At 46.6% G+C, this 872-nt stretch carries 1 protein-coding gene; it reads right to left on the bottom strand.

Annotated features, from left to right (window positions below; all coding sequences use genetic code 11):
- Positions 1-872, bottom strand: an 872-nt coding sequence (locus AC805_RS14055; RefSeq protein ID WP_156341410.1) for an AAA family ATPase, incomplete at both ends; no start/stop codon positions are given.

Genomic DNA, 872 nt, shown 5'->3' with positions numbered 1-872 from the left:
TAGAAAAGATTGCGAGAGAGCATTAGAAAATGCTGCATAAACAGAGGCATGATCACCACAGGATACTCACTGCCCTGCGCCTTATGGATCGTCGTCGCTCTCGCAAGAGCAATCTCATTAAGATCGGCATAATCATAGACCACTTGCCGATCGCCAAATACCACCGTGACTTCCCTCTCCTCCAAATCGACACCCGTAATCGTACCAATGTCACCATTAAAAACCTCACGGTTATAGTCATTCACCTGCTGCATAACGCGATCGCCCAAACGAAAGATCGTATTTCCATACTTAATTTCTGGCTTCATCGCATCAGGAGGATTGAGCAACTGTTGCAAGACAACATTGAGATTGCGCGTACCGACATCCCCTCTAGTCATCGGACAGAGAACCTGCATATCCTGCTGAGGGTCAAAGCCCAGACTCGGTAACAACTCCGTAACAATGTCACAAATCCCCTGCTGACCCGCTTCCGCATTGGGCATTTCGAGCCAGAGGCAATCGGATTGAGGCTGATTAGAAACCTTTTCCATCTGCGGAAACTTACCCGTATTGATACGGTGAGCATTCTGAATGATTTGACTTGCCTGAGCCTGACGAAATACCTCAGTGAGTGTAATCACAGGGACTTGTTGAGAATTGATTAAATCTTGGAGAACATTGCCCGCACCGACACTAGGAAGTTGATCGGTATCGCCAACTAGCAATAATTGAGCGCCTAAGGGAATCGCTTTCACCAGAGAAAAAGCTAGAAACAGATCCAGCATCGATGCTTCATCAATAGCGATCGCTTGAGCCGTCAGAGGATATTCCTGATTACGTTTAAAGCCCATTGATTTCGGGTCAAACTCTAGAAAACGGTGAATTGTCTT

Source organism: Pseudanabaena sp. 'Roaring Creek' (genome assembly GCF_001402795.1).
GTDB lineage: Bacteria > Cyanobacteriota > Cyanobacteriia > Pseudanabaenales > Pseudanabaenaceae > Pseudanabaena.
This window is presented reverse-complemented; position numbering and strand designations above follow the sequence as displayed.